2 protein-coding genes and 1 pseudogene are annotated in these 2667 nt (G+C 63.6%); 1 reads left to right on the forward strand and 2 read right to left on the reverse strand.

The window, feature by feature from the left end; genetic code table 11:
* On the forward strand, positions 1–392 hold a 392-nt coding region (locus HP499_RS23225), incomplete at its 5' end, for a family 1 glycosylhydrolase (protein WP_172326419.1).
* 33 nt (positions 393–425) lie between these two features.
* Here HP499_RS23225 and HP499_RS25415 read toward each other — a convergent pair.
* Positions 426–551: a hypothetical protein gene (locus HP499_RS25415; protein WP_256378464.1), complete on the reverse strand. Its 126-nt coding sequence runs from the start codon at positions 549–551 to the stop codon at positions 426–428.
* Positions 552–579: 28 nt separating this feature from the next.
* Positions 580–2667: pseudogene (locus HP499_RS23230) on the reverse strand (hypothetical protein); the annotation flags it as partial.

Raw genomic sequence — 2667 nt, forward strand, 5'->3', positions numbered from 1 at the left:
GGCCTGTTGCACCCGAGTATTTGGCGCTATTGCTGAGGCAGATGAAGGACCGGTACGGGGAAGCCCTCCCCCCGATATACATCACCGAGGGTGGGGCCAGTTTTCCGGAACCACCGCAGGTTGACGGCCCGCTCCAGGACACCAACCGCATCTCCTACCTCGCCGAGCACCTTGGCCATGCCCTGACGGCAACCGGTCCCGGCGGAATTGCCGAGGATGTGGATCTGCGCGGCTATTACGTCTGGACGCTCCTGGACAACTTTGAGTGGGCAGCCGGCTATTCCCAGCGCTTCGGGCTGGTTCATGTTGACTTCCATACCTTGGAGCGGACTCCCAAAGAATCCTATTACTGGCTGCGGGCGCTGGAGCGGGCCCGTCGCCGTGAATCGTGAGCCCTGACCGCCCAACCAGGTTAAAACGAGGGGCTAATTGTTCTTATTGGCACGCCTGATCCGCTTGGCGCGCTCAATTTCGCTCCGAAAGTTCTTGCGGCCCCACAGCACGCCACCACCAACTGCGGCAATGACTGCCAGGAAAATCAGGAATTCCATACCGTGCTCCTCTTCGTAGACTGCCAGATTATCGGATTCCGTCCTTCTCTTGTCCCCACGGGACGGGACCCGGCACGGCAGTGTTCGGTGAACTATTCTGCGCCGAAGCATTGTCCGGATAAACGCCGCCCTGTCCCACGTTCTGCGGCGGCACACCACCCGGCACACCACCGGGCCCGCCACCGGGCCCGCCACCGGGCCCGCCACCGGGCCCGCCACCGGGCCCGCCACCTCCTGCAACTGCCTGAGGCTTCCGGTTCAGACGCCACACAGCCAGGACAATCAGTGCCAAGGCAACCAGCGCGAGCATGGCGAACGCGTATGAGCGCAGCGCCCACATGACGCTAAGCGCAACGCCCACGGCGCCCCACCACACCATGGCCCTCTCGGCCAGCAGCAACCCGGCCACAAGCAGCAAGGCATGCCCCACCAGGACATACAACTGCTGGGGGGTCGTTCCACCAAAGATGGTGCCCGCGGATGTCAGAGACAACAAGGCCGCAGCAACTCCGAGCCGCAGCAGGCCTTCGCTCCGTTGCCCCATCATATAGCGCAGTCCTGCTAAAACAGCCCCGGCCAGAACGTACCACTGCACGGCCCAGAACCAGTCCGGCAAGGCTTCGCCAACGAACAGCACCGAACGCTGGAGGGCGGCCAAGGAAGCCAACGCTGAAACTTCTGCGGCCAGCCACTTGCTGTGCGGCATCTCCACGACTACCAGCGCACCGGTCGCCACAACCAGGAGAACAGCCACCCAGGACGTCTCATCACGGAACATTCCCACGGCAGCCGACGAAGCCAGCGCCAAGGCTGCTGTTGCCGCGAGGGCATTCCGCCGCAACGGCTGCCCGCCGATTGCAGCTCCTCCCATCCACTTCGCCGCGTAAAGAAGCACTGCTGTACCAACACCACCCACCAGCCAAGGGACGTAGTGGCTCCATACCCCAAGTGCCATGTCCCCGAGCAAGCCTTCGACGGCGGGGACGGCGCCTACCAGCACCGACGGGGCGGCACCGAGGTAAAGTGCGGGCAACTGCTCAACATGCGAAGCAGCGAACAGCACCAAGGCAAAGACCAGCAACGCCAGCCCGGTCAGTGCGTAGGACACGTCAAGCGTCAGGAGACCCCCGATGATGACGAAGGAAAACGCCGCAATGAACCAGAACCAGCGCTCAGCAAGGTGGCCGGTTGCTTGGCCCGCGCGGACAACGGCCTGCACAACCCGGACACCAACCATCACGACGGCAAGTCCCAAGAGAACCGCCGGTACCTGCGCCCTGTCGAGCAAAGGCTCGGACCACCACGTGTTGGCTGGGAACGTCAAGGCCGGGCCGGCGGACAGCACCACCCCTGCCACGGCAGCGATACCTACATACTGGGATCCACGGACCCCCAATAGACGCCACGCGATCGCTGCGGAAGCCGCGGTGAGCGCCAACTGTACGATGACCACCCAACGGCCGCCGCCGTCGTCGTATGCGCCTGCCAAAAGGTAAGCCGCAGGCAACAGGAGCTGGGCGGCCAGAGCAGCCCAAGCTGCTGCCTGCTGGAAGGCGATATCAACGCCACGGCTTCGCTGGATCCACGTCACAGCGTGCTGCAGCACAAGGACCACAGCCAAGGTCATGGTAACGGTGGCGCTTGACTCAGAGAGATCCCCCACGAGGACCCCGACGAAAGCCAAGGACAAGACACGGAGTCCCAGCATGTAGCCGCCCCGGACATGACGGCCTTTTTCCACTGCCACCATGAACCCGCTGTAGGCTGCGAAAATTCCCAGGAGAATCTCTACGTCCCGGACACTCCCGAGCCGTAGGGCAAGGAGCAGCACCAAGGATGCCGGCCCAAAGATCCAGGCTGCCGGATGCGGCCTCAGGACGATACCACTGAGAACTGCCGCGAGGGCCGTCGCGATTGCTACAACTCCGGGTTGCCAGCTTCCATCAGGAAGCTGCTCCCCCGAGATACGGGAGACCCCGGTAAGCGTCAGAATCATGGCCGCGCCGGCCATCACGGCTGCCACCGCCGCGGCATCTGCCACGGAAGCGTGCGGAAAGCGTCGCCTGCTGTTTTTCTGCAGGGGCAGAACCAATTGCAGGGCTGCCGCCGCAGCAAT

Origin of the sequence: Paenarthrobacter sp. CM16 (genome assembly GCF_013179505.1) — a bacterium.
GTDB lineage: Bacteria > Actinomycetota > Actinomycetes > Actinomycetales > Micrococcaceae > Arthrobacter.